At 72.4% G+C, this 24,223-nt stretch carries 22 protein-coding genes; 11 read left to right on the top strand and 11 right to left on the bottom strand.

Translation table 11 applies throughout. The features are described from left to right. Nucleotides 1-18 precede the first annotated feature (18 nt). The gene (locus ABZ716_RS12270; protein ID WP_358958716.1) at nucleotides 19-1,365 is read right to left on the bottom strand and encodes a DUF6716 putative glycosyltransferase; all 1,347 of its coding nucleotides are present in this window, start codon (nucleotides 1,363-1,365) and stop codon (nucleotides 19-21) included. Nucleotides 1,366-1,548: 183 nt separating this feature from the next. Here ABZ716_RS12270 and ABZ716_RS12265 point away from each other — a divergent pair, with 183 nt between their 5' ends. Both ABZ716_RS12265 and ABZ716_RS12260 read left to right on the top strand, forming a co-directional pair. Next, nucleotides 1,549-2,535, top strand: a complete 987-nt coding sequence (locus ABZ716_RS12265) for a glycosyltransferase family 2 protein (protein ID WP_358958473.1) — start codon at nucleotides 1,549-1,551, stop codon at nucleotides 2,533-2,535. Continuing rightward, nucleotides 2,532-3,863: a polysialyltransferase family glycosyltransferase gene (locus ABZ716_RS12260; protein WP_358958471.1), complete on the top strand. Its 1,332-nt coding sequence runs from the start codon at nucleotides 2,532-2,534 to the stop codon at nucleotides 3,861-3,863. The genes ABZ716_RS12265 and ABZ716_RS12260 overlap by 4 nt, the downstream gene beginning before the upstream one ends. Before the next feature lie 15 nt (nucleotides 3,864-3,878). On the opposite strand, the gene leuE is transcribed toward ABZ716_RS12260, so the two are convergent. Further along, a complete protein-coding gene (leuE, locus tag ABZ716_RS12255) occupies nucleotides 3,879-4,532 on the bottom strand; it encodes a leucine efflux protein LeuE (RefSeq protein WP_358812863.1) in 654 nt (217 codons plus the stop codon). 45 nt (nucleotides 4,533-4,577) lie between these two features. Beyond that, nucleotides 4,578-6,173, bottom strand: coding sequence for a methylmalonyl-CoA mutase family protein (locus ABZ716_RS12250; RefSeq protein WP_358812862.1), 1,596 nt, complete (start codon nucleotides 6,171-6,173; stop codon nucleotides 4,578-4,580). 165 nt (nucleotides 6,174-6,338) lie between these two features. Here ABZ716_RS12250 and ABZ716_RS12245 point away from each other — a divergent pair, with 165 nt between their 5' ends. Next, entirely contained in the window at nucleotides 6,339-7,232 is an 894-nt protein-coding gene (locus tag ABZ716_RS12245) for a L,D-transpeptidase family protein (RefSeq protein WP_358958468.1), read from the top strand. 224 nt (nucleotides 7,233-7,456) lie between these two features. Here ABZ716_RS12245 and ABZ716_RS12240 read toward each other — a convergent pair whose 3' ends face one another. Both ABZ716_RS12240 and ABZ716_RS12235 read right to left on the bottom strand, forming a co-directional pair. Then, nucleotides 7,457-8,482 (bottom strand): hypothetical protein, encoded by a 1,026-nt coding sequence (locus tag ABZ716_RS12240; RefSeq protein ID WP_358958465.1) that lies wholly within the window; start codon nucleotides 8,480-8,482, stop codon nucleotides 7,457-7,459. Beyond that, nucleotides 8,482-9,195 (bottom strand): RNA polymerase sigma factor, encoded by a 714-nt coding sequence (locus ABZ716_RS12235; protein WP_358812897.1) that lies wholly within the window; start codon nucleotides 9,193-9,195, stop codon nucleotides 8,482-8,484. The genes ABZ716_RS12240 and ABZ716_RS12235 overlap by 1 nt, the downstream gene beginning before the upstream one ends. A 371-nt stretch (nucleotides 9,196-9,566) precedes the next feature. On the opposite strand from ABZ716_RS12235, the gene ABZ716_RS12230 reads away from it, so the two are divergent. The 6 genes from ABZ716_RS12230 to ABZ716_RS12205 all read left to right on the top strand — a co-directional run bounded on the left by ABZ716_RS12230 (nucleotide 9,567) and on the right by ABZ716_RS12205 (nucleotide 14,588). Further along, nucleotides 9,567-10,148: a 2-oxo-4-hydroxy-4-carboxy-5-ureidoimidazoline decarboxylase gene (locus ABZ716_RS12230; protein WP_358812896.1), complete on the top strand. Its 582-nt coding sequence runs from the start codon at nucleotides 9,567-9,569 to the stop codon at nucleotides 10,146-10,148. 152 nt (nucleotides 10,149-10,300) lie between these two features. Continuing rightward, nucleotides 10,301-10,681: a succinate dehydrogenase, cytochrome b556 subunit gene (gene sdhC / locus ABZ716_RS12225; protein WP_355973503.1), complete on the top strand. Its 381-nt coding sequence runs from the start codon at nucleotides 10,301-10,303 to the stop codon at nucleotides 10,679-10,681. Between the two features lie 5 nt (nucleotides 10,682-10,686). Continuing rightward, nucleotides 10,687-11,169 carry a succinate dehydrogenase hydrophobic membrane anchor subunit gene (locus tag ABZ716_RS12220; protein ID WP_351878040.1) on the top strand — a complete coding sequence of 161 codons (483 nt, stop codon included), beginning with the start codon at nucleotides 10,687-10,689 and terminating at the stop codon, nucleotides 11,167-11,169. Between the two features lie 23 nt (nucleotides 11,170-11,192). Next, complete coding sequence (sdhA, locus tag ABZ716_RS12215) at nucleotides 11,193-12,947, top strand: succinate dehydrogenase flavoprotein subunit (RefSeq protein ID WP_351878042.1); 1,755 nt, start codon at nucleotides 11,193-11,195, stop codon at nucleotides 12,945-12,947. Further along, on the top strand, nucleotides 12,947-13,705 hold the full coding sequence (locus ABZ716_RS12210; protein WP_351878044.1) for a succinate dehydrogenase iron-sulfur subunit: 759 nt from the start codon (nucleotides 12,947-12,949) through the stop codon (nucleotides 13,703-13,705). The genes sdhA and ABZ716_RS12210 overlap by 1 nt, the downstream gene beginning before the upstream one ends. A 148-nt stretch (nucleotides 13,706-13,853) precedes the next feature. Further along, nucleotides 13,854-14,588: a TetR family transcriptional regulator gene (locus ABZ716_RS12205; RefSeq protein ID WP_358958462.1), complete on the top strand. Its 735-nt coding sequence runs from the start codon at nucleotides 13,854-13,856 to the stop codon at nucleotides 14,586-14,588. 33 nt (nucleotides 14,589-14,621) lie between these two features. On the opposite strand, the gene ABZ716_RS12200 is transcribed toward ABZ716_RS12205, so the two are convergent. Together ABZ716_RS12200 and ABZ716_RS12195 are read right to left on the bottom strand one after the other, a co-directional pair. Further along, complete coding sequence (locus tag ABZ716_RS12200) at nucleotides 14,622-16,184, bottom strand: ABC transporter substrate-binding protein (protein ID WP_358958714.1); 1,563 nt, start codon at nucleotides 16,182-16,184, stop codon at nucleotides 14,622-14,624. A 118-nt stretch (nucleotides 16,185-16,302) separates the two neighbouring features. Next, nucleotides 16,303-18,030 carry a metallophosphoesterase gene (locus tag ABZ716_RS12195; protein ID WP_358958459.1) on the bottom strand — a complete coding sequence of 576 codons (1,728 nt, stop codon included), beginning with the start codon at nucleotides 18,028-18,030 and terminating at the stop codon, nucleotides 16,303-16,305. 233 nt (nucleotides 18,031-18,263) lie between these two features. Here ABZ716_RS12195 and ABZ716_RS12190 point away from each other — a divergent pair, with 233 nt between their 5' ends. Further along, nucleotides 18,264-19,484 (top strand): hypothetical protein, encoded by a 1,221-nt coding sequence (locus ABZ716_RS12190; RefSeq protein WP_358958457.1) that lies wholly within the window; start codon nucleotides 18,264-18,266, stop codon nucleotides 19,482-19,484. Nucleotides 19,485-19,622: 138 nt separating this feature from the next. Here ABZ716_RS12190 and ABZ716_RS12185 read toward each other — a convergent pair whose 3' ends face one another. After that, nucleotides 19,623-19,865 (bottom strand): SCO4848 family membrane protein, encoded by a 243-nt coding sequence (locus ABZ716_RS12185; RefSeq protein WP_351878050.1) that lies wholly within the window; start codon nucleotides 19,863-19,865, stop codon nucleotides 19,623-19,625. Nucleotides 19,866-19,986: 121 nt separating this feature from the next. Here ABZ716_RS12185 and ABZ716_RS12180 point away from each other — a divergent pair, with 121 nt between their 5' ends. After that, nucleotides 19,987-21,264 carry a D-alanyl-D-alanine carboxypeptidase gene (locus tag ABZ716_RS12180; RefSeq protein WP_358812857.1) on the top strand — a complete coding sequence of 426 codons (1,278 nt, stop codon included), beginning with the start codon at nucleotides 19,987-19,989 and terminating at the stop codon, nucleotides 21,262-21,264. Here ABZ716_RS12180 and ABZ716_RS12175 read toward each other — a convergent pair. The 3 genes from ABZ716_RS12175 to trpS all read right to left on the bottom strand — a co-directional run bounded on the left by ABZ716_RS12175 (nucleotide 21,221) and on the right by trpS (nucleotide 24,040). Beyond that, nucleotides 21,221-22,168, bottom strand: a complete 948-nt coding sequence (locus tag ABZ716_RS12175) for a YihY/virulence factor BrkB family protein (RefSeq protein WP_358958454.1) — start codon at nucleotides 22,166-22,168, stop codon at nucleotides 21,221-21,223. The two genes, ABZ716_RS12180 and ABZ716_RS12175, sit on opposite strands and share 44 nt — an antisense overlap. Nucleotides 22,169-22,347: 179 nt before the next feature. Continuing rightward, nucleotides 22,348-22,935 carry a 2'-5' RNA ligase family protein gene (locus ABZ716_RS12170; RefSeq protein WP_355973495.1) on the bottom strand — a complete coding sequence of 196 codons (588 nt, stop codon included), beginning with the start codon at nucleotides 22,933-22,935 and terminating at the stop codon, nucleotides 22,348-22,350. Between the two features lie 91 nt (nucleotides 22,936-23,026). Continuing rightward, nucleotides 23,027-24,040: a tryptophan--tRNA ligase gene (trpS, locus tag ABZ716_RS12165; RefSeq protein WP_358958452.1), complete on the bottom strand. Its 1,014-nt coding sequence runs from the start codon at nucleotides 24,038-24,040 to the stop codon at nucleotides 23,027-23,029. Between the last annotated feature and the right edge of the window lie 183 nt (nucleotides 24,041-24,223).

Genomic DNA, 24,223 nt, shown 5'->3' with positions numbered 1-24,223 from the left:
CCGGGGTGGCCGGGGCGTTCACAGCTCGCCCAGCCGGCGGATCACGGGGGCCACGCGCTGCACCCCGTGCCGGTAGGCGCCCCGCGCGGCCTCGCGCAGCCGCTCCCGCGCCCACCGGCGGGCCGCCGACTCGCCGCCCCCGCCCCGCAGGGCCCCCGGCAGCGGGGTCCCGTCGGGGGCGAGGTGCTGGCGGGCGAGGATCCCGGGCAGGTATCCGGGGGCGGTGTCGAGGGTGTAGTACGGCGCCACGGGCGCGAGCTCCTCCTGCGCCAGCAGCCGCGCGACCCGCTCCCGGGCGGCGGCGTAGGGATCGGCGGCGTAGCGATCGGCGGCGTACGGGCCGGCGGCGGGGCGGACGCCGTGGGCGCTCTGCCAGGCGGGGCTGGGCCGGGGGAGGTGGCCCTGGTCCAGGCGGGTCCAGGAGGTGAGGCAGCCCGAGCCGAGGAAGTGCTGGTTGCCCAGCGATTCGCGGATGCCGAGGTCGGTCAGGACGGCGGTGGGGATGCCCCGGTGGAGGGATTCCAGGGCCGCCGTCGAGGAGACCGTGACCAGGAGGTCGGTGTCGTCGAGGACCTCGCCCATGTGGCCGTAGACCAGGCGGCAGTTGGCCGGGAGGCCGCCGGGGAGGTGGTCGGCCAGGCGCTGGTAGGGGTGTTCCTCCAGGTGCGTGGTGTGCTCCCCCGGCCGGCTGCGCAGTTTGACCAGCACCTCGCGGTCCGGGTGCAGCCGGGCGTGCCCGGCGGCCCGGCCCAGCAGGTAGAGGCGGTCGGCGCGGCTTTCGGGCACCGACGGCTGCACCGCGAAGACCACCCGCCGGGTGCGGCCCTCCGCGCCCCCGTACCGGGCCCCGTCCAGGAACGGCAGGGCGGTCTCGGTGACGGCCCGCGGGTCGGCGCCCGCGCCCTCGTAGACGGCGCGGAAGCGTTCGGCGTCGTGGCGGGAGTTGGCGAGGACCACGTCGGCGCCGTGCCGCAGCAGCAGCCCGTCGGCGAGCTTCTCGTAGACCACGCCCACGTACCCGGTGACGAACACCGGCCGCCGCGAGGGCTGGGGCCACAGCGCGCGGGCCCCGTGCAGGACGGCCTGGACGGCCCCGCCGACGAGGGCGAGGACGACCACGTCGTACCGTTCGCGCCCGAGCTCCGCGAGGAACTCCGCGCAGGTCACCTCCACCGGCGCGGCGTCCGCCCCCACCCCCGCCTCGCCGAGCTGGCGGACGGTGGGGGTGGCCCGCCCGCGCAGGAGGTACCCGGTGACGCGGGAGGCGTCGAGGCGGCGGGCCGTGAGCGCGCCCCATTTCCAGCGTGTGTCGGAATCGGCGAGTACGGCGATCCGTTGATCGGCCCGGCTTCTGCTGAGTGGCACTGGCACCCGGCAGAAGTTATTCCGCATTTCCGCCGACCGGCCCAACGACCGCACAACGGTGGGTTAACAAGCCGTCGGCCACATGCGAAAGCGGACGGGTTAACGCGACCGCCCCGCGTCGTTCACACGGAATACGCACCGGGTCCACGGCGAATGCCGGACGGGACGCCTAAGGTCTCGCGGGTGCTGAAGCTCTCTGTGGTCGTGCCGTTCTACAACGTGCGGACCTACGCACCGGATGCCCTGCGCAGCCTCGAACTCAACGCCCGCGAGGACGTCGAGTTCCTGCTCGTCGACGACCGCTCCACGGACGGGACGCCCGCCCTGCTGGAGCGCGCCGCGGCGACCCTGCCGGGGGCGGTGCTGCTCAGACGGGAGCGCAACGGCGGGCTGGCGACCGCCCGCAACACCGGGCTGGACGCGGCCCGCGGGCTCTACATCGCCTTCCTGGACGGCGACGACTGGCTGGCGCCGGGCCACCTGACCCGCACGCTGGCCGCCATCGAGGCCCTGGGCTGCGACTTCGTGCGGACCGACCACGTGCGGGTGGAGGGCCGGACGCGGACCGTGCAGCGGGTGCCGTACGGGCCGGAGTCGGTGGTGGCCGATCCGCGCGCCGGGATCCTGCCCGCCTCGCGGTCCACCGCGGTGGACTATCCGTACGCCTGGGCCGGCATGTACCACCGGCGGCTGCTGGACCGGGGGCTGCTGCACTTCACCGACGGGCTGCGCACGGCGGAGGACCGGCCGTGGATCTGGCGGCTGCACCGACAGGCGCGCTCGTTCGCCGCGGTCGGCCTGCCGGGGGTGTTCTACCGGCGGGGTATTTCCACCTCGCTGACGCAGACCGGGGACGAGCGCCAGCTCGATTTCATCCGGGCATTCGACCAGGTCCTCGCGGACACGGCGGCCGACCGGGAATCCGAACTCCTGATCCCCAAAGCGGTCCGAACGTATTGCGCAATTATCGCGCACCATATCGGCTCGATCGAAAGGTTCGAACCGGCCGTGGCGAGAAAACTCCGTTCGATGAGCGCGGACGCGCTCGCCCGAATGCCCCGCACGGCCCTGGACTCGGCCCTGGACTCGATGGACGCCGAGCGCTCCGCCCTCCTGCGCAGGCTCCGCCGCAAAGCGCCCGCCGCCCCGGCTGCCGGGGCCGCCGCGTGAACGTCACCCAGCTCTTCCTCGCCTCCACCCTCTACGGCACGGCCACCCTCGCCGCCGCCCTCGACGCCGGCTGCTTCCCGCCCGCGCACCGGCGGATCCTGCTCACCAGCAACCACTCCCCCGCCCCCGAGGTCACCCCCGGCCTCGACGCGATGCCCGGCTTCGCCGCCCTGCGCACCCGCTTCGACGAGGTGCTCGACTGGAACGCCGTCCTCGCCCCGCAGCACCCCGGCACCTGGGCGCCGCGCCCGGAGGACGTCCCGCTGTGGGAGCGGCAGCTGCGGCGGCTGTGGGGGCTGGGCGAGGACCGCGTCGAACTGGTCGTGGAGTCCCTCCAGGTGCCGCCGGCGCAGAGCCTGTGCCGGCTGTTCCCCGGCGCCGCCGTCGACGTCTACGCCGACGGGCTCATGTCGTACGGGCCCACCCGCTTCCGGCTCGACCCGCAGATCGGGATGCGGGTGCGGCGGGTGCTGCACCCGGACCTCGTCCCGGGCCTGGAGCCGCTGCTGCTGACCGAGTTCGGGGTGCGGGCGGAGCTGATCCCGGCGCCGGCCGCCTTGAAGGTCTTCGCGGAGCTGGCCGACCAGGCCGGCCCCCTCCCGGTCCCCGCCGGGGAGGAGCCGCCCGCCCTGCTGCTGGGCCAGTACCTGTCGGCGCTGGAGCTGATGTCCCCGGTCGAGGAAGAGGAACTGCACGCCGCGATGGTGCGCGGGGCCTACGAATGGGGCCACCGGGACCTGGTGTTCAAACCGCACCCGAGCGCCCCGGCCGCGTACTGGCGGCGGGCCGCAGCGGAGGCCGGCCGGCTCGGCGCCCGGCTGACGGTGCTGGACGCGCCCGTGCCGGCCGAGACCCTGTACCAGCGGCTGCGCCCGGCGCTGGTGGTGGGCTGCTTCTCGACGGGCCTGATGACCGCCCGGACCCTGTACGGGATCCCGGTGGCGCGGACCGGCACCGGGGCCCTGCTGGAGCGGCTGTCCCCGTACCAGAACAGCAACCGGGTGCCGCTGACGCTGGTGGACGCGCTGGTCCCGGACCTGGACGGGCCGCCGCGGGATCCGCCCGCCGATCTGCCGGGGCTGGTCTCGGCGGTGGGCTTCACCATGCAGCCCCGGATCCTGCCGGACCGCCGCGCCCGGGCCGAGGCGTACCTGGCCCGGCACCTGGACCCGTACACCCGGCGCTACTTCGGCCGCCGCCGGCTGACCGTGCTGGGACTGCCGGGCGGGATCCCGCGACGGCTGGCGTTCCTGCCCCGCCACCGCGCGGTGCGGAGGGCGGCGCACCGGCTGCGCAGGCGGCTGGGCCGGCTGGGCGCCCGCTTCTGAGACCGGCCCGGGTCCTCAGCTGACGGCCAGCTTGGCGGCGAAGCCGAGGAAGATCACGCCCGCCGCCGAGGTCGCCCCCGCCGAGAGCCGCTTGCGGCGCCGGAAGGCGGCCGACAGCCGGGTCCCGGTGAAGATCAGGGTGGACAGGTAGACGAAGCTGACCAGCTGGGAGACGGTCCCGAGCAGCAGGAACGACAGCGCGGGGTAGCCGTAGCCGGGGTCCACGAACTGCACGAAGAACGACAGCAGGAACAAGATCGCCTTCGGGTTGAGCAGGCTCACCACCAGCGCCCTGCGGTACGGCCGCTCGGCCGCGCCCGCCGCCTGCGAGCCGGCCGGCTCCGGCTCCTCGTCCCGCGTCCGGCGCGCCCGCCACATGCCCCACGCGGCCCGCATCATGCCCACGGCCAGCCAGCCGAGGTAACCGGCGCCGAGCACCTTGACCACGGTGAACAGCACCGGGCTCGCCTTGAGCAGCGCGCCCGCGCCGACGGCCGCGAGCACCATGAGCACGGTGTCCCCGGTGAACACCCCGCAGGCGGCCTGGTAGCCCCGCTTCACCCCCTGGCGGGAGGCGACGGAGAGCACGTAGAGCGAGTTCGGCCCCGGCAGCAGGACGATCAGCACGACGGCGGCGAGATAAGTAGGAAGATCTGTCACACCCAGCATGCGCAGGAGTGTCCCATAGGGACGCACCTGTCACGCCAGTGGGTTTCAGGATGCGGGACCGCCCGGCTCGTACGTCCCCCAGACCTCCCGCAGCACCCCGCACACCTCCCCCACCGTGGCCCGCGCCCGCAGCGCCTCCTTCATCGGGTGCAGCACGTTCTCCTCCGTCCCGGCGGCCGCCTCCCGCAGCTCCTCCAGCGTCGAGCGCACCGCCTCCGCATCCCGCCCGGCCCGCAGCCGGGCCAGCGCCTCGCACTGGCGGGCCTCGACCTCGGGGTCGACGCGCAGCGGCTCGTACCGTTCCTCGCGCTCCGCCGCGAAGCGGTTGACCCCGACGACGACGCGCGCCCCGGCCTCCTGCTCCCGGGCGATCCGGTAGGCGTTGGCCTCGATCTCCTCCTTCTGGAAGCCCGCCTCGATCGCCGCGACCGCCCCGCCGAGCTCCTCGACCCGCCGCATCAGGTCCAGGGCGGCCGCCTCCACCTCGTCGGTCATCCGCTCCACGGCGTAGGACCCGGCGAAGGGGTCGGCGGTGTGCGGCACGTCCGTCTCGTACGCGAGCACCTGCTGGGTCCGCAGCGCCAGCCCGGCCGCCTTCTCCGTGGGCAGGGCGATGGCCTCGTCGAAGGAGTTGGTGTGCAGCGACTGGGTTCCGCCGAGCACCGCGGCCAGCGCCTGCACGCCCACCCGTACGAGGTTCAGCTCGGGCTGCTGCGCCGTCAGCTGGACCCCGGCGGTCTGGGTGTGGAAGCGCAGCATCAGCGACCGGGGGTCCTTGGCCCCGAACTCCTCGCGCATGACGCGGGCCCAGATCCGGCGGGCCGCCCGGAACTTGGCCACCTCCTCCAGGAGGGTGGTGCGGGCGACGAAGAAGAAGGACAGGCGGGGTGCGAACTCGTCCACGGCCATCCCGGCGGCGAGGGCGGTACGGACGTACGCGATGGCGTCGGCGAGGGTGAAGGCGATCTCCTGCACGGGCGAGGCCCCCGCCTCGGCCATGTGGTAGCCGGAGACGGAGATGGTGTTCCACTTCGGCAGCCCGGCCCGGCAGTAGCGGAAGGTGTCGGCGGTCAGCCGCAGGGAGGGGCCGGGCGGGAAGATGTACGTACCGCGCGCGATGTACTCCTTGAGGATGTCGTTCTGGACCGTGCCCGCCAGCTGCGCGCCCGCGATGCCCCGCTCCTCGGCGACCAGCTCGTACATCAGCAGCAGGGGGGCGGCCGGGGCGTTGATCGTCATGGAGGTGGAGACCCGGTCGAGGGGGATGCCGTCGAGGAGGACCCGCATGTCCTCGACGGAGTCCACGGCGACCCCGACCTTGCCGACCTCCCCGGCGGCCAGGGGGGCGTCGGAGTCGTGTCCCATCTGGGTCGGCAGGTCGAAGGCCACGGACAGCCCAGTCCCGCCGCCCTCGATGAGCCGGCGGTAGCGGGCGTTGGACTCGGCGGCGGTCCCGAAGCCCGCGTACTGGCGCATGGTCCAGGGCCGGGCCGTGTACATCGCGGGATGGATACCGCGGGTATACGGATACTCCCCCGGCGCCCCGAGACTGACCTCCGGATCCCATCCCGCCAGGTCCCCGGGCCCGTAGACGGGTTCGATGGGAATACCGCTCTCACTGCGGGCCGTGGGACGGACCATGCCGTGGACCTCCGTGTCCGTGGAGCCGACCGGCCTGGGGGCCGGATACCACCGTGCCCGCGACGACCGCTGGTCACAATGGCGCAACAGATGGAGTTCGTCCGCAACTGTCCACGCCCGTGAGGCATCACCTAGCTATACGACGTCGAATCCGGGGGATCCGCGATGCACCGACAGAAAGTCATACTCCGCACGCTCGGGCTGGCCGGCGCCGTCGCGCTGGCCGCGGTCGGGTGCGGGCCGCAGCATTCCGGTGCGGGGCCGGCCGCGCCCGCCGCGCCGGGGGTTCCCTCCTCGGCCTCGCCGTCCGGGCCGGGCGGGCAGGACGACAAGCCGGGAGCCTCCTCCCCCGCGCCCACGCCCACGCAGTCCTCGTCCCCGTCCGCCGCGCCCTCGCAGGCGCCGCCGGCGTCCCGGGCGCCCGGCGTGAAGCCGGTCATGGCCAACGGTGACGAGAGCGAGCAGGTGCGGGAGCTCCAGGCCCGGCTGCGGCAGCTGAAGCTGATGTCGGCGGCGCCGACCGGGTTCTACGGGTCGAAGACCACGGCCGCGGTGAAGACCTTCCAGGAGCGGCACGGGCTCGGTCCGAGCGGTGCGGTGGACGAGGCCACCTGGCACAAGGTCCAGGAGCTGAGCAGGAAGCCCACGCAGGAGGAGCTGCAGCCGCCGACCACCAACGAGGTGGCCGCCCCGGACCCGCGGTGCATGCAGGGCCGGGTGCTGTGCATCAGCAAGGAGAGCCGCACGCTGGCCTGGATGATCGACGGCAAGGTGGTCTCGTCCATGGACGTGCGCTTCGGCTCGGAGAACACGCCGACCCGTGAGGGCCAGTTCCAGGTGGAGTGGAAGGCCCGCGAGTGGACGTCGACGATCTACCACACGCCGATGCCGTACTCGATGTTCTTCAGTCAGGGCCAGGCGGTGCACTACTCGGCCGACTTCGCGGCCCGGGGCTACGCGGGCGCCTCGCACGGCTGTGTGAACGTCCGGGACAAGGCGAAGCTGTCGGCGCTGTTCGACCAGGTGAAGGTCGGCGACAAGGTCGTCGTCTACTGGTGAGGTGATTCGGTCGACCGAACGGCCGGGGGAAGAGGGAGGGCGCGGGCAGGGCCGGGGGAACGTGCCCCGCCCGCGCCGTGTGCGCAGAGCCCAGAGGTACGGGGGGAACCCCGGCTCTTGCGCGGCCGATGACCAGTCGGCTCGTTCTGTACTGCGCCGACGGGTCGAAAAGTGTTACTGGCTGCCGTGCGGGCTTCTGAGGAAGCGTTTCTGCACGGCTCCGGTCAGCGGGTACGGAACCCCAGCGGGCCGCCCGGGTTCACGGTCGGCGAGGGGGCGACGACGCCCCCCGGGCCTCCGGTGCCGCTCTGCGGGGTGCCCGAGCGGGGGGCGTCCAGCAAGGTGGCGCAGAAGCGGGACACCTTGGCGGAGCCGCCGGCGATCCGGGCGAGGTACTGCTTGCGGTCCTCGCCCAGCTTGTTCGCGAGGTGGTCCCGGCACAGTTCCTCCGGGCGGTTCTTGCCCTGCCCGTCGCGGTCCTTCTCCGCTGCGCCGGTGCCGTCGGCGTTGCCGTCGTTCCGGTCGGTGAAGGTGTTGCGGGTGCCGCCGTCCGTGCCCGCCGTGCCACCGCCCGGGGTGTCCGGGGTGGTCACCGCGCCGGGCGGCAGCGACTGGCCGGGGTCCGGGACGCGGGAGCGCCCGTCCGGCGACAGCGAGAAGCCGGGGCCGGGCGGGACGGTGCCGCCACCGCCCTCCGGGGTGGGCCGCAGCTGCGGCATGGTGCTGGGGCCGGACGACTCCCCGGCGGGCGTGCGGTCCGGGTCGGCGCTGACCGACACGGCCGGCGCCGGGCCCGCGGTGAGGCGGACGGCCCCGTCCAGCAGCCCGCTGCCGGCGACGGCGGCGATCCCGCCGACCGCGACCCCGGCCAGCGCGGCCGCCAGCCCGAACCGCGCCGGGGTACCGAAACGCCGCTGCGCGGGGATCCGTACGACGGGGGCGGGGGCCAGAGCGATGAGCGGCTCGTCCGGGACCGCGCCCCGGCCAGCCCGGGTGCCCGGCGCGGCGTCCGCCGCCGAGGCGGCCCGCGCCCCGTGCGCAGCACGGAACGCCGCCACGGCCTCGGCCTCGCCCGGCAGCTCGCCGGGGGCCGCGGAGGGCGGGGTCAGGGCGTCGAGGGCGGCGCGCAGGCGGGCGGCCTCGGCGCCGGCGCGCGGGTGGGCGCCCGGCCCGGCCGGGCCGGCGGCCCGGCCGCGCAGCAGCTCTTCCGCCGTGGCTGCGTCCAGCCACCCCTTGTGCTCGTCGGCCATCACATGTCCTTCTGCGTCCGCCAACGTGAATGCGTCACACCGGTTTGTTCGACGAGGGCCCGCGCCCGCTGCGCCGGTACGGCGTCGAGGTCCCGGTCCCGCACCGGGTCTGGGGCATTATGGCCGACCCGCCCGCGCACCTCGGCCGCCTCGGCGGCCCCGGCCTCGGCCCCGAGCAGTTCGGCGAGCTTCTTCAGCCCGCGGTGGGCCGCCGTGCGGACCGCGCCGGGCCGCTTGCCCAGGGTCTCGGCCGCCGTCTTGGCGTCGAGGCCGACGACCACCCGCAGGACGACGGCCTCGGCCTGGTCCTGCGGGAGCTGCGCGATGAGCGCCATGGTGCGGCCCGTGGACAGGGCCTCCATGGCCTCGCCGTAGGTGTCGGAGTCAGCGGCCCGCCCGGTCAGCTCGGTCTCGTCGCCGCCGACGGCGGGCCGGCGGCCGCGCATCCGGATGTGGTCCAGGGCCCGGTTACGGGCGATGCGGGCCGCCCAGCCGCGGAAGCGGTCGGCGTCTCCGGTGAACGAGTCGAGGTCGCGGGCGATCTGCAGCCATGCCTCGGAGGTCACGTCTTCCGCGTCGCCGTCCCCGACGAGCGTCCGTACGTATCCGAGCAGGCGCGGGTGCACAGTGCGGTACACAGTCCGGAACGCGCTCTCGTCGCCGTCCTGTGCCGCGAGCACCGCGGCGGTCAGCTCCGCGTCGTCCCCCAGCAAAGTCCCCAACCCGTTCGACGTCCTGTACGTGTGGCGCAAATCCGCACGTTACGGCCTTCACACACCTCTCGTCCACGCGTTGTACAACCAGCAACCAACCCTGCGCGGAGCGAGGTGTGACAGAAAACGCACTCCGGACGCTGACACAGATACGGGCTTGTCGCACGAGCCCGTATCGGACGGCGGCCGGGGCCTCTCCTGTGGGGGGTGGCGGCCTCGGTCGCCCTCCCCTCACTTCGGCCGGTTCACACCGGCCCGGGTGTCATCCTTTCGGTTTCACTTCCGTGGGAATTCCCCCTCTGCATACCCCACCCCCTCTCCCGGATCGCTAGCGTGGCGCTACACCCACGCCGCCCCCGAGGAGAACTCCGCTGTCCAGCCCCCTTCCGGCACAGGTCCGCGGCCCGGTCTCCACTCCGGGCGCCGGGCTGGCGCGGTTCAACTCGCTGCCGCCCGAGCATGCCCGCGCGGCCCTGCTGCGCTGCTGCGGCAGCGAGCGCTGGGCGCAGCGGGTGGCCGAACACCGCCCCTACCCGGACTGCGCCTCCCTGCTGGCGGCGGCCGACGAGGCGGCGTACGACCTGTCCCAGGCCGACCTCACGCAGGCGCTGGCCCGGGAGTCCTCGGCGGAGCTGGGCCACGGCGCCCCCTACGCCGCGCTGGTGGCGTTGGACGCGGCCCGGGCGGAGTACGAGCGCACCTTCGGGCACGCCTTCGTGGTGTGCCTGGACGGGCATCCGCCGGAGGAGCAGATCAGCCAGCTGCTGGCCGCGATCCGCCGGAGGCTGGGTCACGAGATCGACGAGGAGCGCTCGATCGCGGCCGACGAACTGAGGATGGTCGCCCGCTCCCGGCTGCTGCGTCTGCTCGACCGATTGGCGGGAACCGGCCCCCTGGGCCCCGACGACGGACTCCCGGCGGCCGATTCGGGGCGATTCGCCCCTGCGGGGTAGGCCGTCCGTGCCTGTTTGATCACACCAGTGGACCCCGGGCGAGGGAACCGACAAAGCGTCGCTACGATGTCCGGGGCCGGTGGACCGTACCCGGCCGGGCCCGACCGACAAAGAAGCCGGCTGGCCCCCGCCCCGCTTCCGGAGGGTTTTCCGTGCCGGCTGGAACGTTGTACCGCGGCCGGGAAGGAATGTGGTCCTGGGTGGCTCATCGAGTCACCGGCGTCCTCATTTTCTTCTTCCTGTTCGTACACGTCCTCGACACCGCACTCGTCCGCGTCTCCCCTGAGGCGTACGACGATGTCGTGTCTACCTACAAGACCCCGATCGTCGCGCTGCTGGAGTACGGCCTCGTCGCCGCCATCCTCTTCCACGCGCTCAACGGTCTTCGTGTGATCGCCGTGGACTTCTGGTCCAAGGGCCCCCGCTACCAGAAGCAGATGCTCTGGACCGTCGTGGGCGTCTGGATCGTGCTGATGGCCGGCGCCGTCTACCCGGTCCTCGGCCACGCCTACCGCGTTCTGTTCGGGGAGTGACACGCATGTCTTCTGACACTTCTTCCGCCCAGGCGATCGGCTCCGTCGAGGGCGTGTCCCTCTACGACACCGACAACCCGGCGCCCTACATCGAGGCCCCGCGCAAGCGGACCGGCAAGACCCCGCGCTCGACCCGCGGCAACTTCGAGATGGCCGCATGGCTCTTCATGCGCCTCTCGGGCATCGTGCTGGTCGTCCTGGTCATCGGCCACCTCCTGATCCAGCTGGTGCTGGACGGCGGCGTCTCCAAGGTCGGCTTCGCGTTCGTGGCCGGCCGCTGGGCTTCCCCGTTCTGGCAGGTCTGGGACCTGCTGATGCTGTGGCTGGCCATGCTGCACGGCGCCAACGGCCTGCGTACCGTCATCAACGACTACGCGGAGCGCGCCGGCACGCGGCTGTGGCTGAAGGGCCTGCTCTACACCGCCACGGTGTTCACCATCCTTCTGGGCACGCTGGTGATCTTCACCTTCGACCCGAACATCCGCTAGGCAACGGGGCTGAGGCGAATCCAATGAAGATCCACAAGTACGACACCGTCATCGTCGGCGCCGGTGGCGCGGGCATGCGCGCCGCCATCGAGGCGACGAAGCGCAGCCGCACCGCGGTGCTGACGAAGCTCTACCCCACCCGCTCCCACACGGGCGCCGCGCAGGGCGGCATGGCCGCCGCGCTGGCCAACGTGGAGGACGACAACTGGGAGTGGCACACCTTCGACACGGTCAAGGGCGGTGACTACCTGGTCGACCAGGACGCCGCCGAGATCCTGGCGAAGGAGGCCATCGACGCGGTCCTCGACCTGGAGAAGATGGGCCTGCCGTTCAACCGCACCCCGGACGGCACCATCGACCAGCGCCGCTTCGGCGGTCACTCCCGCAACCACGGCGAGGCGCCGGTCCGCCGGTCCTGCTACGCCGCGGACCGCACCGGTCACATGATCCTCCAGACGCTGTACCAGAACTGCGTCAAGGAGGGCGTGGAGTTCTTCAACGAGTTCTACGTCCTGGACCAGCTGCTGGTCGAGGTCGACGGGGTGAAGAAGTCCGCGGGCGTCGTCGCGTACGAGCTCGCCACCGGTGAGATCCACGTCTTCCAGGCGAAGTCCGTGATCTACGCCTCGGGCGGCACCGGCAAGTTCTTCAAGGTGACCTCCAACGCGCACACCCTGACCGGTGACGGCCAGGCGGCCTGCTACCGCCGGGGTCTGCCGCTGGAGGACATGGAGTTCTTCCAGTTCCACCCGACGGGCATCTGGCGCATGGGCATCCTGCTGACGGAGGGCGCCCGTGGTGAGGGCGGCATCCTCCGCAACAAGGACGGCGAGCGCTTCATGGAGAAGTACGCGCCGGTCATGAAGGACCTCGCGTCCCGTGACGTCGTCTCGCGCTCCATCTACACCGAGATCCGCGAGGGCCGCGGCTGCGGTCCGGCCGGTGACCACGTGTACCTGGACCTGACGCACCTCCCGCCGGAGCAGCTGGACGCGAAGCTCCCGGACATCACGGAGTTCGCGCGCACCTACCTCGGTATCGAGCCGTACACGGACCCGATCCCGATCCAGCCCACCGCGCACTACGCCATGGGCGGCATCCCGACCAACGTCGAGGGTGAGGTCCTGGCGGACAACACCACCGTCGTCCCCGGCCTGTACGCGGCCGGCGAGGTCGCGTGCGTGTCGGTGCACGGCGCCAACCGTCTGGGCACCAACTCGCTGCTCGACATCAACGTCTTCGGCAAGCGCTCCGGCATCGCCGCGGCGAAGTACGCCGCCGAGAACGACTACGTCGAGCTGCCGGAGAACCCGGCGCAGCAGGTCGCCGACCTGGTCGAGCACCTGCGCAACTCCACGGGCACGGAGCGGGTCGCCGACCTGCGCCTGGAGCTCCAGGAGACGATGGACGCGTGCGTGATGGTGTTCCGTACGGAGCAGACCATCAAGACCGCGGTCGAGAAGATCGCGGAGCTGCGCGAGCGCTACAAGAACGTGTCCGTCCAGGACAAGGGCAAGCGGTTCAACACGGACCTGCTGGAGGCCATCGAGCTGGGCAACCTGCTCGACCTGGCCGAGGTCATGGCCGTGTCCGCCCTGGCGCGCAAGGAGTCCCGCGGCGGTCACTACCGCGAGGACTACCCGAACCGCGACGACGTCAACTTCATGCGCCACACCATGGCGTACCGCGAGGTCGGCGCCGACGGCAAGGACTCCGTCCGGCTGGACTACAAGCCCGTCGTCGTCACCCGCTACCAGCCGATGGAGCGTAAGTACTGATGGCCACCCCGACCCTGGACAAGATGGAGGCGGCGGCCGCCGCCTCGCCGTACATCACGGTCACGTTCCGGATCCGCCGCTACAACCCCGAGGTCTCGGCCGAGGCGGAGTGGCAGGACTTCCAAATCGAGATCGACCCGAAGGAGCGCGTGCTCGACGGTCTCCACAAGATCAAGTGGGACCTCGACGGCACGCTGACCTTCCGTCGCTCCTGCGCGCACGGCATCTGCGGCTCCGACGCGATGCGGATCAACGGCAAGAACAGGCTCGCCTGCAAGACGCTGATCAAGGACATCAACCCGGAGAAGCCGATCACCGTCGAGGCCATCAAGGGCCTGACGGTGATGAAGGACCTCGTGGTCGACATGGAGCCCTTCTTCCAGGCGTACCGGGACGTCATGCCGTTCCTGGTCACCACGGGCAACGAGCCGACGCGCGAGCGCCTGCAGTCCGCCGAGGACCGCGAGCGGTTCGACGACACCACGAAGTGCATCCTCTGCGCGGCGTGCACCTCGTCCTGCCCGGTGTTCTGGAACGACGGCCAGTACTTCGGGCCGGCGGCGATCGTCAACGCCCACCGCTTCATCTTCGACTCGCGTGACGAGGCCGGCGAGCAGCGGCTGGAGATCCTGAACGACAAGGACGGCGTGTGGCGCTGCCGCACGACCTTCAACTGCACGGACGCGTGCCCGCGTGGCATCGAGGTCACGAAGGCGATCCAGGAGGTCAAGCGTGCGCTGATCACGCGCCGCTTCTGATCCCCGTCCCCGTGACGCCGCGAGGCCCCGTACCCGGTTCCGTTTCCGGGCACGGGGCCTCGCGCGTGCGGGGCGTCCAGTCCCCTCCGGGGCCGGGGGAACCGGCCTGTGGCGAGCCGTACAGGGTGCACCGATAGGGTCGGACACCGTGACAGATCAGAAGGCTCCCAAGAGCGAGCAGACCCGCACGCTCATCCTCGAAACCGCGCTCCGCCTGTTCCAGGAGCGCGGGTTCGACAAGACGACCATGCGGGCCATCGCCAAGGAGGCGGGGGTCTCGGTCGGCAACGCGTACTACTACTTCGAGTCCAAGGAACACCTGGTCCAGGGGTTCTACGACCGGATCAGCGCGGCCCACCAGGCGGCGGTCCGGCCGATCCTGGACGAGGAGGGCGATCTGCAGAAGCGGCTCGCCGGAGTGCTGACGAGCTGGCTCGACATCGCGGCGCCGTACCACGAGTTCGCCTCGCAGTTCTTCAAGAACGCCGCGGACCCGCAGAGTCCGCTCAGCCCCTTCTCCCCGGAGTCGGAGCCGGCGCGGCAGGCGGCCATCCGCATCCACCGCGAGGTGCTCTCCGGGGCGAAGACCAAGGTTCCGGCGGAGCTGGCGGACGTCCTGCCGGAGTTGATGTGGCTCTCGCACATGGGGCTCGTCCTGTACTGGGTCTTCGACCGCTCCCCGGACAGCGAGAAGAGCCGCAAGCTCGCCGAGCGCGGGGCTCAGCTGACCACGCGGGGCATCGTCCTGGCCCGCTTCCGGGTGCTGCGCCCGCTGGTGCGGGAGGTGCACGAACTGTTCGCGGACTTCCTGCCGGGCATGGCCCAGACGGCGGTCTCCCGCCCCGCCAAACGCGCCTCGGCCCCCCGGCCCGAGGAGGGCTGAGGGGGCCGGCGCGGACGGCTCCGGGCCGGGGGCCTACAGCCAGTCGAGTTCCCACAGGCGCCAGACGCCCGTGCCGTCGGAGAGGTACTGGAGGCCGCTGACGGCCTCGCGGGAGAGGACGTAGTCCTTCTTCTGCCAGATCGGCAGGAGCGGGATCTGCTGGGAGACCACCCGCTGGAGCTCATGGAAGTCGTTGGACGCCTCGCCGCGGTCCTGGAAGGACTGGGTACGGGTGATGAGGTCCTCGACGGTCTTGTCCGAGAAGCCGTTGTTCATGCTGGAGTCCTTGCCGACCAGCGGGGCGAGGAAGTTGTCCGCGTCCGGGAAGTCGGCGATCCAGCCGATGGTGTAGGCGTCGAACTCCCCCGCCGCGTACGCCTTCTGGAAGTCCCCCCACACCTCCACCGGCTTGACGTTCAGCTGGAACAGCCCCGTGGACTCCAGCTGCCGCTTGATCTCCTCGGCCTCGGCCAGGTTCGCCCCCCGGGTGTTGACCCCGAGCGTGACGGAGACCGGCGTGGCGATCCCGGCGTCGCTCAGGAGCTTGCGGGCGACCGTGCCGTTGGGGGCGGGGTAGGTGTCGAAGAACGGCGTGCTGTGTCCGGCGATGCCCGCCGGGACGAGGGAGTAGAGCGGGGTGACCGTGCCCTTGTAGACGTCGGCGGCGATCTTCGAGCGGTCCAGCGCGGCGGCCATGGCCTGGCGGACGGCCGGCTTCTGGACCGCGGACCCCGGGCGGACGTTGAAGACGATGTGACGGGTCTCCGTGCCGCCGGAGGTCTGGTAGCGGGTGTCCTTCAGGCCCGGGTTGAGGCCCGCGAGCACCGTCGGGGGCATGTCGCGGTGCGCGACCTCGATCTGGTGGTCCCGCCATGCCTGGTCCAGCTGGGCGGAGTCCTTGTAGTAGCGGACGGTCACCGCCGTCTTGGCCGGCTTGGCCTGCCCGTGGTACGCCGGGTTCGGCTTGAGCTCGGCCGTCTTGCCGGCCTTGTAGCCGGTCAGGAGGAAGGGGCCCGTACCGTCGGCCTTGCCGTCCGCGCGCAGCGCCTTGGCGGGGTAGCGGTCCTTGTCCACGATCGACGCGGCGCCCGTGGCGATCTTGAAGGGGAAGGTGGCGTCGGGGGCGGTGAGGTTGAAGGTGACGGTGCGGCCCTCGGCCTTGACCGACTCCAGGGTGTTGAAGAGCGGCACCGGGCCCTGGTCGGAGTTGATCTGCTTGATGCGGTCGAAGGAGAACTTGACGTCCTCGGCGGTGACCGGGCGGCCGCCGTCGCCGAAGGTGAGGTCGGAGCGCAGATCGCACCGGTAGGTGGTCAGCTTCTGGCCGACGAAGGCGCAGGAGGACGCGGCGTCCGGGACCGGGGTGTCGGAGCCGGGCTTGATGGTCAGGAGCGACTGGAAGACGTTGCTGTACAGGGCCCAGGAACCGGCGTCGTAGGCGCCGGCCGGGTCCAGGGCGGAGACGGCGTCGGTGGTCCCGACCCGGATCGCGCCGTGGCCCCCCTCGCCCAGGGGCAGCAGCTGCCAGGCGGCCACGCCGCCCGCCGCTGCGAGGACCAGGACGGCCCCGATGGCCTTCGTGCGGGCAGACCCCATCCCCATGGCGCTGAACCCTCGCTATCTGAACTTCCCATCCGACTATCGGACGACCGTCGGCCACCCAATCACGGAATTTCAGCCACGGGAAGGCCCGTTTTGTCCCGGTCGCCGACGCTCAGGTGTGGTATGAGGCGAGTTCCACGACCGTGATGTCGGACGGCGCCCCGACGCGGACCGGCGGCCCCCAGGCGCCCGCGCCCCGGGACACGTACAGCTGGGTGTCGCCGTAGCGCTCCAGGCCCGCGACGGTGGGGTTGGCGAGCTCGGCCACGTAGTTGCCGGGCCAGAGCTGGCCGCCGTGGGTGTGGCCGGAGAGCTGGAGGTCGACGCCGTGGCGGACGGCGTCGTGGATGACGACCGGCTGGTGGGCGAGGAGCACGGAGGTGCGGGAGCGGTCGCGGTCGCCGAGCGCCGCCTGGAAATCGGGGCCCTTGCCCTCCTTCTCGCCCTGGACGTCGTTGACCCCGGCCAGGTCGAAGTGGGGCAGCTCGCGGCGGGCGTTCTCCAGGGGGACCAGGCCGAGTTCGCGGACGTGGTCGACCCACTGCTGGGCACCGGAGAAGTACTCGTGGTTGCCGGTGACGAAGAAGCTGCCGTGGCGGGCCCGCAGCTCCCGCAGGGGTTCGGCGGCGGAGCCGAGGTCGTGGACGCTGCCGTCGACGAGGTCGCCCACGACGGCGATGAGGTCGGGCTGGGTGCGGTTGACGGTCTGGACGACGCGCCGGGTGTGGGCGCGGCCGAGGATGGGGCCGAGGTGGACGTCGCTGACGACGGCGATGCGGAAACCGTGCGCCGCGCGGGGCAGCCGGGCGAGCGGCACCCGCACCCGCTTGACCCGCGGCCCCCGCAGCACCCCGTACGCCCCGCCCCCGACGGTCACCCCGGCAGCGGCGACGGCGGCCCCACCGAGCACCCGCGCGACGAACACCCGCCGGGGGAGCCCGCCACCGGGGGCCCCCTCCGGGGCCTCGGGTCCGGAGGCCGCCTCCGGACCGCCGGGGGCGAGGACCGCCTCCGGACCGCCGGGGGCGAGGTCCGCCGCCGGGCCTCCGGGGGCGAGGTCCGCCGCCGGGCCTCCGGGGGCGGAGGCCGCCTCCGGACCTCCGGAGGCGGAGGCCCCTTCGCAGACGCCGGAGGCGGAGGCCGCCTCCGGGCCGGCAGGAGCGAGGGCCGCCGCCGGGCCACCGGGGGCGGAGGCCGCCTCCGGACCTCCGGAGGCGGAGGCCCCTTCGCAGACGCCGGAGGCGGAGGCCGCCTCCGGGCCGGCGGGAGCGGAGGCCGCCGCCGGGCCGGCGGGAGCGAGATCCGCCTCCGGGCCGCCGGGGCCGGGGGCCGCTTCGGAGGCGCCGGGGGCGGGGTCCGCCTGCGGGCCGGCCGGAGCCGCCGGGGTTCCGGCGGCGGGGGCGGCCGCCCGTGGGGCCGTCCCCGCGACCACCCCTTCGCGCGAGGGGGCCTGGGCCCCGGACCCCGGGGCCCCGCGCCCGGCCGCGCCGACCGGCTGCGGCGCCGCCCCGGCGGTGTCCCGGCTCAGCCGGCGGAGCCATACGTGACGGACGGGCTCCGCCGGCAGCATGGCCAGCGTCAGGTACAGCAGCACCGCCAGCCACAGGAACCCCGGCCAGGCCACCACCCGCTGGAGCCAGAACGGGGCCCCCGCGTGGCCCCCGACCACGGCCGCCAGCGACAGCACCGGCAAGGCGAACGCCAGCACCGTCCCGGCACGCCGCGCCGCCCCGCCCGCCCGCGTGGTGTCACGGACCAGCCGCACCCACAGCCACCGATGGACCAGCCCCAGCAGCGCGAGCACCGCGACGACCGCCAGGATCACCACCAACATCGTCATGGGGCCATTGAAACCCAGGAGTTGTCCTCATGGGGCGAAGGGGGCGCAGGGGGCGCAGTGGACCGGTCCATGGTTCACCTCCACTCCGTTCAAACGGATGACCGGCCGGACTTGTTGTGGACCGCCCTCTTCCGCGCGCCTGAGGATGGATCTTGTCCTCGCGCCCCCACAGTCCCCCAGCCCGCTTCCGGAGCGGGCTGCTGTGCCCTGCGCGAGCCCAGAAGGAGACGACCTTGTCCGAGCAGGATGTCGAACTGGCCGAGCGGAACGCCGGGGGGTTCACCCTCGCCACCCCGGTGGGTGCCGAGCCGCCGGTCCCGCTGCCGTATCCGGTCCCGGAACCCGACGAGGAGTGGGAGCTGCCGAACGGCTTCGCGCACGTCTTCCGCGGCGAAGGCAACCAGGAGATCACCCGGCCGGTGATCATGGCCGACGGCTTCAACCTCGGCAAGAGCGACCTGAAGGCGCTGTACGCCGGTCTCGACCGCGACTTCCCCCTCCTGACGCAGCTGCGCCGCCGGGGCCGCGACGTCATCCTGATCGGCTTCGAGGAGCGCTCCGCCTCGGTCCTGGACAACGCCGAGGCGGCGACGGCCGCCATCATGCGGGCCATCGCCCAGCAGGTGGGCGACGCCCGGCTGGCCGTGGGCGGCTTCAGCATGGGCGGCCTGGTCACCCGCTATGCCCTGGCCAAGCTGGAGCAGATGCGGATGGATCACCGCACCGCGGTGTACTTCTCCTACGACACCCCGCACCGCGGCGCGGTCGTGCCCGTCGGCCTCCAGGCGTTCTCCCACTTCATCCCGCTGCCGAACGCCTTCGCCCGGCAGATGAACAGCCCCGCCGCCCGGCAGATGCTCTGGCGGCACTACGACCCGGAGACCGGCCGGATCGGCATCGCCCCCGAGCGCGAGCAGTTCCTGCAGCAGCTCCACCAGCTCGGCTCCTGGCCGCGCATCCCCCGCACGCTGGCGCTCGCCAACGGCCGCGGCGACGGTACGGGCCCGGCGGTTCCGCCCGGCGAGACCGCGCTGAAGCTGGAGCGGATCTACCCGGGCACGACCTTCTTCACCCAGGCCCAGGGCAAGGACGTCATCGTCGCCGAGCTGAAGCGGAGGTTCCCCGCGGCCGAGAAGACGATCACGACGAGCGACTTCCCCGAGCTGGACGGCGCCCCCGGCGGCACCCTCCGCTCGTACGGCATCCTCGCCGACGCCCTGAAGAAGGCCGGCGCCGGCATCGACCTGCGGCACGAGAGCGTCTGCTTCGTCCCCACGGTCAGCGCGGTCGCGATCCGCGACATCGATCAGCAGAAGGACCTCTACGCGCCCGTCGACGACCTGTCTCCGGACGAGAGCGAGGTCGACGACTACATCTGTTCCTCGGACACGACGGGGCACACCGCCATCACCCCTGAACTCGGCCAGTGGCTGCTGGAGCGGCTGCCCGACTGATCCTCCCCCACCCCCCACCGGGCCCGGCCGGGCCGCACTCCCCGTGCGGCCCGGCCGTTTGCGTGCCCGCAGCGCCACCGATGGACCAGCTCCGGCGGCGGAGGGCCGCGGCGGTGGCCACAATCGGCACAAACAGGGTCAGCGTGACTCGCGTCGCAGTGTCAGAACGCTGCGCAACCCGATCACGCCGACGGCCGTCCCCAGGAGGAAGGACGTCACCGCGAGCAGCAGGTGGACCCAGAAGTACGCCGTGGGCCGACCGTCATCGAAAGCCAGACCGCTGGCGTCATTGAAAAGGTTCTTGACGAACGTGGACCAGATCACCCAGGACCAAGCTCCGAACGCTGCGAGGAACCAGGACGCGGTACGGCTGAGTTTCATGTCCCCAGTATCGGATTCGTCCCCAGGACGGACGCGGCGGGGTGGGCCGTACCGGGGGTGGTTCGCCCCGGTTGGCCGGTCCACGGCGCCGGGCAGCCCATCGGGATGTACGTTCACCTGCGTGTCTGCCAAAAAGACCGCCCTGACGGTCCTTTCCGCCGCGCTGCTGGTACCGGCGATGCTCGCCGCTCCCTCGGCCGCGTCGGCCTCCGCCGTGGCACCACCGCCCCGCCCGGCGGACGGGAAGGCCAAGCCCGGGACGGCCAAGCCGGGGACGGCCAAGCCCCGCAAGGCCCAGGCGCCCCCGCCGTCGATGTCCACGGTCGGCGGCGCCGCACTGGGCCAGCCCGGTACCCAGGTGAACCTCCTGCCCGGCGCGCCCGCGCTGCCCGCGAGCCTCAGCGGCCGGTCCTGGATCGTGGCGGACGCCGACACCGGCGAGGTGCTCGCGGCGCACAACGCCCACTGGCGGCTGCCCCCGGCCTCCACCCTGAAGATGCTCTTCGCGGACACCGTGCTGCCCACCCTCCCCAAGGACCAGGTGCACCACGTCACCGACCAGGACATGGACGGCGTCGGCCCCGGCAGCAGCCTCGTCGGGGTCAAGGAGGACCACGACTACTCGGTCCACGACCTGTGGCTCGGGGTGTTCCTGCGCTCCGGCAACGACGCCGTGCACGTGCTGTCGGCCATGAACGGCGGCGTGGAGAAGACCGTCAAGGACATGCAGGCCCACGCCGAGGAGCTCCAGGCCCTCGACACGCACGTGGTCTCACCCGACGGGTACGACGCCCCCGAGCAGGTGTCGAGCGCGTACGACCTCACCCTCATCGCCCGCTCCGGACTCCAGAAGCAGGACTTCCGCGAGTACTGCGGCACCGCCGAGGCAAGGTTCCCTGGCCATCAGGAGCCGGGCAGGCCGCGCGAGTACTTCGAGATCCAGAACACCAACCGGCTGATGACCGGCGCCGGCGGCATCACCCCGTACAAGGGCATCGCCGGGGTGAAGAACGGCAACACCACCATGGCCGGCTCCACCTTCACCGGCGCGGCCCAGCGCGGGAACAAGAAGCTGCTGGTCACGGTGATGAACCCGGACCACGGCGGCCTCAACTCGGTGTACGAGGAGACCGCGGACCTCTTCGACTGGGGCTTCGCGGCGCTCGGCAAGGTCAAGCCGGTCGGTGAGCTGGTGCCCCCGAAGAGCGCGGACACCCGGCCCTTCGGCTCCCCCGCCAAGTCCCACGAGAACGTCCCCGGGGCCGCCGGCCCGGCGCCGTCCGGCGGCGGCCTCGGTACCGCCTTCGGCATCGCGGGCGGTGCGCTGGCCGTGGTGGCGGGCGGGGCCTTCGCGGTCAACCGCCGCTGGCCGCGCGGGCGTCGGGGGCGGGGGGCGTAGGAGTGTCGTCCTCGTCGCCCCCGCCTTCGTCGCCGGCGCCGTCGCTGTCGCCGGCGCCCGCGGGGGTGGCGGTCCAGGCGGCGCAGAACAGCAGCAGCTTCGCCGTGAAGTTGATCCACAGCAGCAGGGCGATCGGCACGCCGAAGGCCCCGTACATGCTCTTGGCGGCGACCCCCCGCATATAGCCGCTGAGCAGCAGTTTCAGCAGTTCGAACCCGGCCGCCCCGAGCAGCGCGGCCTGGAGGAGGCGGCCGCGCGGCGGCTCGACCCCGGGCAGCAGGGTCAGCAGGTAGAGCAGGAGCAGGAAGGCGGCCAGGACGCCGACGAGGAAGGCACCGGCCCGCAGCAGCGCCCCGCCCGCGCCCTCGCGCGGGATGCCGATGAACCCCCCGAGCTTGCCGACCGCGGTGGACCCGATGATCGACGCGGTGGCGGAGGCCAGGGCCGCTCCGCCGAGGCCGAGCAGCACCAGGGCGTCCTTGCCCTTGCGGACGAAGGGGTTGCCCTGGTCCTCGTCGTCCTTCTCCCACACGACGCGCAGGCAGTCGCGCATCGAGCCGATCCAGCCGATGCCGGTGAAGAGCAGGAGCGCGCCGGCGACGAGGCCGACGGTGCCGGCGTTGGCGACGAGCCCGGGGAGGTCGAGCTGGTCGGAGATCCCGGGGACCTGCTTGGCGAGGCTTTCCTGGAGCTGGTCCAGCTGCTCCTGGCTCAGCAGCGCAGCGCCGACGGCCGCGGCGACGGTGATCAGCGGGAAGAGCGCGAGGAAGCTGATGAAGGTGATGGCGGCGGCGAGCCGGGACCAGTGGACGCGGTCGAGGCGTTCGTACGAGCGCCAGGCATGGGACCGCATGACGGCCGCCACGAGCGGGCCGATCACCGGGAGTTTCTTCAGCCAGTCCATGGGGGCCACCGTAAATGAGCTGCCGGAAATTCTCGGAAATGTCGCATTTGGGCGCTACGGTCGTCGCTTGTGACTTTTCGCCCCTCGCCCCGCCGCGCACCCCGTCCGTTCCACGCCCTGGTCCTGCGGAGGCTGCGCTTCCACGCCTTCCGAGCCGTCCGGGGCCTGCGCCCGTCGGGTCAGGAGCGGCGTATCGCGGTGTCGGCGGCGGGCGGGCCCGACTGTGCGGGGACGCCGGTCGCGGCAGCGGCGAAGGGGTACTCGCGCAGCTTGCGCCAGACCCCGTCCGAGCCCTGCTCGTAGAGGGCGAAGCCCGTGCACTGCCAGCCGGCGGCGTAGTCCGCGAGCTCCTCGTAGGCGCGGTCCATCGCCTCGTCGGAGATGCCGTGGGCGACGGTGACGTGCGGGTGGTACGGGAAGGCCAGCTCACGGCTGAGCGGGCCCTCCGGGTCGCGGAGGCGGCCCTGGAGGCTGGTGCAGCCCTCGGCGCCCTCGGCGAGCCGGACGAAGACGACCGGCGACAGGGGCCGGAAGGTTCCCGTCCCCTCCAGGCGCATCGCGAAGGCGGGGAAGGACCGCGCGACCTCCGCGAGGTGCGCGCGGATCGCCGGCAGCCGGCCGCCCTCCACCTCGGTGGGCGGTACGAGGGTGACGTGCGTGGGGATGCCGTGCGCGGCGGCGTCCCCGAAGCCGGCGCGCAGCTGCTGGAGCTGGCTGCCGTACGGCTCCGGGACCGCGATCGAAACGCCGAGCGTTACGGTCCCCACGTGATCTCCTCCGCGCGTGTTGGTGTGGTGGTCGGTGCTGCCGCCTCAGTGTGGCGCCAGCACCCCCTCGGCCGCCAGGGGCCTCGGTCCGTCAGTGCTTGGCGGGGACGAACCCGATGCGGTCGTACGCCTGAGCCAGGGTCTCGGCGGCGACCGCCCTGGCCTTCTCCGCGCCCTTGGCCAGTACGGCGTCCAGGGTCTCGGGGTCGTCCAGGAACTCCTGCGTGCGCTGCTTGAAGGGTGTGACGAAGTCGACCATCACGGCGGCCAGGTCGGTCTTGAGCGCGCCGTAGCCCTTGCCCTCGTACGCGGCTTCCAGGGCGGGGACCGACTCGCCCGTGAGGGTGGAGTAGATCGTGAGCAGGTTGCTGACGCCGGGCTTGTTCTCGGCGTCGAAGCGGATCTCGGAACCGGTGTCGGTGACCGCGCTCTTGATCTTCTTCTCGGTGACCTTGGGCTCGTCGAGGAGGCTGATCAGGCCCTTGGGGGAGGACGCGGACTTCGACATCTTGATCGAGGGGTCCTGGAGGTCGTAGATCTTCGCGACCTCCTTGACGATGTGCGCGGCGGGCAGGGTGAAGGTCGGGCCGAAGCGGTGGTTGAACCGCTCGGCGAGGTCGCGGGTCAGCTCCACGTGCTGGCGCTGGTCCTCACCGACGGGGACGGCGTTCGCCTGGTAGAGCAGGATGTCGGCGACCTGGAGGATCGGGTACGTGAACAGGCCGACGCTGGCGCTGTTGACCCCGCCCTTGGCGGACTTGTCCTTGAACTGGGTCATCCGGCTGGCCTCACCGAAACCGGTGATGCAGTTCATGACCCAGCCGAGCTGCGCGTGCTCCGGGACGTGGCTCTGGATGAAGAGCGTGCACCGCTCGGGGTCCAGACCGGCGGCGAGGAGCTGGGCGGCGGAGAGCCGGGTGTTCGCGCGGAGGTCCTTCGGATCCTGCGGCATGGTGATCGCGTGCAGGTCGACGACCATGTAGAAGGCGTCGTGCGTCTCCTGCAGGGCGACGTACTGGCGGATCGCTCCGAGGTAGTTCCCGAGGTGGAACGAGCCGGAGGTGGGCTGGATGCCGGAGAGCGCGCGAGGACGATCAGAAGCCATGCCGCCATTCTCTCAGGTACCGCTACCGTCTCGGGCCCGCCGCCCTGGGCTCCGCCCAGACCCCGCGCCTCAAACGCCGGCGGGGCTACAGGTCGCCCGGCGGGGCTGGAATTCGCGGAGCGGATTCCAGCCCCGCCGGCGCTTGAGGCGCGGGCGCGGTGGGGCCGGGGATAGAGCCCCGCC

Source organism: Streptomyces sp. NPDC006687 (assembly GCF_040636215.1).
Lineage (GTDB): Bacteria > Actinomycetota > Actinomycetes > Streptomycetales > Streptomycetaceae > Streptomyces.
This window is presented reverse-complemented; position numbering and strand designations above follow the sequence as displayed.